The organism is Thermosulfurimonas sp. (assembly GCF_015491435.1).
GTDB lineage: Bacteria > Desulfobacterota > Thermodesulfobacteria > Thermodesulfobacteriales > Thermodesulfobacteriaceae > Thermosulfurimonas_A.
The window spans coordinates 1-5082 of the sequence record NZ_WFVX01000077.1 but is presented as its reverse complement, the minus strand read 5'-3'; the positions used below and the strand labels follow the sequence as shown (position 1 = coordinate 5082).

The window sequence follows — 5082 nt, the reverse complement described above, 5'->3', positions numbered from 1 at the left end:
TTTGTGGAAAAGGCCGATCGGGTGATCGCCGAGATCACCTCCCGGGGAAGGCTCCCCATCCTGGTGGGGGGGACGGGTCTGTATCTGAAGGCCCTGCTCCACGGTCTCTTCCCGGTGGAGGTGCCGGAGGAACTGAGGAAGAACCTGAGGGAAAGGCTGGCCCGGGAGGGACTTTCTTCCCTTTATCGGGAATTGCAGGAGAAAGACCCGGAGGCCGCGGCCCGTATCCATCCCCACGATCGGGTACGCATCCTTCGGGCCCTGGAGGTCTATTACGCCACCGGAAAACCCTTCTCCCGGCTGGCCCGGGAACACGGTTTTCGCCCCCGGCGTTACTCCGCCCTCAAGATCGGTCTGATTCTGCCCCGGGAAGAACTTTACGCCCGTCTGGATCAGCGGGTGGAGGAAATGCTCCGGGCCGGGCTCCTGGAGGAGGTAAAAAAACTGCTGGCCCGGTATCCCCCGGACCTAAAACCCCTTCAATCCATCGGTTATCGTCATCTGATCGCCTATCTTTCTGGGCGACTCTCCTTTTCGGAAGCCGTACGGCTCATGAAACGCGACACGCGGCGCTATGCCAAGCGTCAGCTTACCTGGTTCAGGGCCGATCCCGAGGTAAGGTGGTTCCATCCGGCAGACCGTAAGGCCATCTTTGAGGAGGTGGAAAAATTTCTCGCTGGCAAAACTTGAGAATTTAGGGTAAACATATAGGAATTAAAAAATATCCTGGCCGGAGGTTCTTCCATGGAAAAGAAATTCCTCATCCCTTCCCCCAAAAAGGTAGCCGACAAGACCCTGACCCCGGAGGAAACCATTTCCCTGGTGGAGAAGCGGCTGAGGGAGAGCGGCTTGCGGGTATTCCGGGAGTTGCGGCGCATCGATAAGGGGCGACTGGGTATTCCCGTGTATATAAGTATTTACGACGTGGAGGGGCAGCGCACCACCGGAAACTATAAGCAGATGGGCAAAGGGGCCACCGATGCCCTCTCCCGGGCCAGCGCCCTTATGGAACTGGTGGAACGTTTTTCGCTTTTCCATTTCGTAAAAAACACCCGCAACCAGCCCCCTCTTCCCTATGAGTCCTTTCCGGGAGAAGCCCTTCGGCCCGAGGAGATTCTGGATTCGGTGGAGGATCCGGAGAACGATCGCCGGGCCCGGGAGCTTTTCCTCCGGATCTTTCCCCGCACTCCCATGCACTGGGTTCCGGCCTTTGCGGTGGCGGAAAACCGCACCGTGTATCTTCCCTTCTTCTGGTTCTGGATCCTTTACGAATACAACGGATCCGCCGCGGGGAACACCTATCCCGAGGCCTCGGTTCAGGCCACCTGCGAGCTCATCGAACGGCACGTCTCGGCCCTCTCGCACCGACTCCGCTCCCCCATGCCGGAAATCCGGCGCGATTCCATAACCGGCGAGGGAGACCGTCTGTGTCGGTGCTTCGAACGTCTGGGAATCCGGCTCTGGATCAGGGATATGACCTACGGTATGCCTGCTCCCACGGTGGCGGCCATGGCCCTGGATCCCTCCACCTTCCCCCACCGCAGTGAGATCGTCTATGCCTCTGGAACCGGAACCAGCCCGGAAAGATCCCTCATTCGCACCCTTACCGAGATAGCCCAGCTGGCCGGAGACTTCGACACCGAGGGTAAATACCTGGAAAGCGCTCTGCCCAAATTTGCCGATCTGGAGGAGGCCGCTTACGTGGTCCAGAAGGCCGGAGAGGTGTCCCTTTCGGAACTCCCCAATCTTTACGCCGATGATCATACCACGGAGCTTATCTCTCTGGCCCGGGGCCTTCAGGAACGGGGATTTCGCCTTTTCCTGGTGGATATCGCCCATTCCCTGCTGAATATTCCGGCGGTGTATGCGGTGATTCCCGGGGCCCTTTTCCGGGAACGCACCCGCATCTCTCCGCTCTATCATCTCGTGCGCACCGCGGCCCTTTATCTTCCGCGGGAAACCTCCCTGGATCTTCTGTCCTCCCTAACCCGGGAACTCCGGGATAAATACTACCTGTGGGCCTATTACGGGAAGCTTCTGGCCGAGGACGGTCATTCCGAAGAGGCCCTTTCCGCCCTGAGCCGGGCCCTGGAATGCGCCCCCGATCCGGCGGATCGCCCGGCTATCCTGGCCCACCTGGCCGAGGTATATCTCCGGCTGGGGCGTTTGGCCGAGGCCCGGTCCGCCGCGGAGGAGGGCCTGAGTATTTCCGAATTCCCCGAACTCTGGAACCTCATGGGCAGGGCCTGTTTCCGCCTCGGAGACCACGCCGCCGCCCTCACCGCCTTCCTCCGGGCCGTAGAGCTCGAGCCCTCCTCGGCCGTGGATTACGCCAACGCCGGTTACTGTCTGCGGGAACTGGGGGCCCCGGAGGAGGCCCGGCGCTTCTTCGAAATGGCCCTCTCCCTGGATCCTTCTTTAAAGATGGCCCAGGAGGGATTAAAGTGGTGCGAGAACCAGAAGCAGGAGGAGGGCCATGTATAAGAAGGGGCTGGTGTTAAGGTTTCCGGCCGAGGTGGTGGATCAACCCATCGTGTGGCGATTGGTCAAGGACTTCGACCTCTCCTTCAATATCCTCAAGGCCACCATTCTCCCGGGCAAGGAAGGGATCATGGTCATGGAACTTTCCGGTCACCCCAAAAAGGTCTCCCAGGGGCTGGAATATCTGCGCAATCTGGGCGTGGAGGTGAAATCCATCGGCCAGGAGATCTATCGCAAGGAGGAGGTGTGTATTCATTGCGGGTCCTGCACCGCGGTGTGTCCCACCGGTGCCCTGGCGGTAAGTCGCCCCAGCATGGAGGTGGTCTTTGAACCGGAACGGTGCAGTGCCTGCGGCTTATGTGTTACCGCCTGCGTAGTGCGGGCCATGGAGGTGCACCTTGAACGCGAAGCCTTATGATCGCCGTAGCCATATCCGGCGGGGTGGATAGCGCCTTTACCGCCTGGCTCCTCTCCCGCCGAAACCGGGTCTTCCTCCTGCATGCCCTCTTCGTTCCGGAGGAACCCGATCTGGAACGCCCCCATCGTCTGGCCGAATTTCTGGGTCTTCCCCTGAAAATTGTGGATTTGCGCCGGCCCTTTGAGGAAAAGATCATTCGCTATTTCCGCGAGGCTTATGCCCGGGGACTCACCCCCAACCCCTGTGTACTCTGCAATCGGGAGATCAAGTTCGGTCTGCTCCTTAAGGAGGCCCTCCGGCTGGGGGCCGAACGTCTGGCCACCGGACACTACGCCCGGGTACGCTACCATCCGGACCTCAACCGGTATCTTCTTTACAAGGGTAGAGATCCGGCCAAGGACCAGAGCTATTTCCTGCATCAACTCTCCCAGGAGGCCCTGGCCCGGGTGCTCTTCCCTCTGGGGGATTACCTCAAGGAGGAGGTCATCCGGGAGGCGGTACGCATCGGTCTTTTTCCCCTCACCGCACCGGAGAGCCAGGAGGTCTGTTTTATCCGGGGTGATTACCGCGAACTCTTCCGGGGCCTGGATTTTCCCCCGGGGGAGATCGTAACCGTGGATGGTCGGGTGGTGGGGCGACATCGGGGTCTCTACGCCTATACCGTGGGGCAACGCCGGGGGCTGGGACTCCGGCTGGGCAAACCCTATTACGTGGTACGTCTCGATCCCCGCCGAAATCGGGTCATCGTGGGGGAGAAAAAACACCTCCTGGTCCGGAGTTTCCTGGTGGGAGGGGTCAACTTCATCTACCCGGTGGAACCGGGGAAACCCTTTCGGGCCGAGGTGCGCATTCGTTATCGACATCGGGAGGCCCCGGCCGAGGTGCGGCCTTGGGGGCCCGGCGTTTACCGGGTAATATGGGAAAAACCGCAGAGGGCGGTAACACCGGGGCAGTTTGCGGTGTTTTATCAGGGGGAACTGGTGCTCGGGGGAGGCGAAATCCTACCGGAGGAGGACGATGCCCAGGATTAGGTTTCTGCCCTTTGAGGTGGAGGTCGAAACCGCCAAAGACGAAACCGTACTTCATGCAGCCATGCGGGTGGGGGTCCATATCAATGCCTCCTGCGGCGGGGCCGGGGTATGTAATAAATGCCGGGTCTTCCTGGAAGAGGGAAAGGCCCGGGGGGAGGCCCTGCCCGAGGGAGGGTTTAAGGCCTGCACCCTCATCCCCGAAACCGATCTGGTGGTCCGGGTACCGGTGGAAAGTTATCTGGACCGCCGGGCCCTGCTGCGCACCCCCAAACGGCGGGCCACGGCCTGGCTCTCCCGCACGGAATTCCGGACCATCCAACCCGAACCAGCCTTCCGAAGGCTCTATCTCGAACTCCATCCCCCGGATCTCTCCGACAACCTTCCGGACCTTCGGCGGCTAAAACAGGCCCTCAAAGAGATCCTGGGGGAAGAACCCGAGGCGGAGTGGGATCTCCTGCGTTCCCTTCCCTACACCCTGCGGGAGGATAACTTTCGGGTCACGGTGGGTATCTACCATCACCCCGAACGCCGGATCCCGGTTATCCGTCGGGTCTCCTCCGGTCGGCGGGAAGGGGGACTGGCCGTAGCCATAGATGTGGGCACCACCACCCTGTGCCTGGAGCTTCTGGACCTCACCACCGGGGAGGTGCTGGCCGAAACCTCGGACTACAACCCCCAGATCAGTTACGGAGAGGATGTCATCAGTCGCATCGAATTCGCCCGACGCGAGGGAGGGCTGCGCACCCTCTCGGAAAAGGTACGGGAACGACTGGGAGAACTGATCCAGGAACTCTGCCAGAAGGCCCAGAGGGCGGTGGAGGAAATCGACCATATCTCCGTGGCCGGAAACACGGTCATGACCCACCTCCTTCTGGAGCTGGAGCCCCGGTTTCTGCGCGAAAGCCCCTATGTACCGGTGGCGGCCTTTTATCCCCCGGCTCCGGCCGAGGCCCTGAAGCTACCCGCCGGGCCCGGGGCCATGGTGGAATTTTCTCCCTGTGTGGCCAGTTACGTGGGAGGAGACATCGTATCCGGCGTGGTGGCCACCGGATTCTTCGCCGAGGAACCCCTTACCCTCTTCATCGACATCGGAACCAACGGGGAGATCGTGGTGGGGAACAAGGACTTTCTGGCCTGTGCCTCCTGTTCCGC

At 60.9% G+C, this 5082-nt stretch carries 5 protein-coding genes; all 5 read left to right on the top strand.

What is annotated here, in order from left to right; genetic code table 11:
• The coding region (gene miaA, locus F8J34_RS03570) for a tRNA (adenosine(37)-N6)-dimethylallyltransferase MiaA (protein ID WP_297056603.1) at window positions 1-690 on the top strand (690 nt) is incomplete at its 5' end.
• Between the two features lie 54 nt (window positions 691-744).
• Window positions 745-2484 (top strand): YcaO-like family protein, encoded by a 1740-nt coding sequence (locus F8J34_RS03565; RefSeq protein WP_297056600.1) that lies wholly within the window; start codon window positions 745-747, stop codon window positions 2482-2484.
• Window positions 2477-2899: an NIL domain-containing protein gene (locus F8J34_RS03560; RefSeq protein WP_297056598.1), complete on the top strand. Its 423-nt coding sequence runs from the start codon at window positions 2477-2479 to the stop codon at window positions 2897-2899. Before F8J34_RS03565 ends, F8J34_RS03560 begins: the two co-directional genes overlap by 8 nt.
• Window positions 2896-3930: a tRNA 2-thiouridine(34) synthase MnmA gene (gene mnmA / locus F8J34_RS03555; RefSeq protein ID WP_297056596.1), complete on the top strand. Its 1035-nt coding sequence runs from the start codon at window positions 2896-2898 to the stop codon at window positions 3928-3930. The genes F8J34_RS03560 and mnmA overlap by 4 nt, the downstream gene beginning before the upstream one ends.
• A partial coding sequence (locus F8J34_RS03550; protein ID WP_297056594.1) for an ASKHA domain-containing protein occupies window positions 3917-5082 on the top strand: 1166 nt, incomplete at its 3' end. The genes mnmA and F8J34_RS03550, both read left to right, overlap by 14 nt.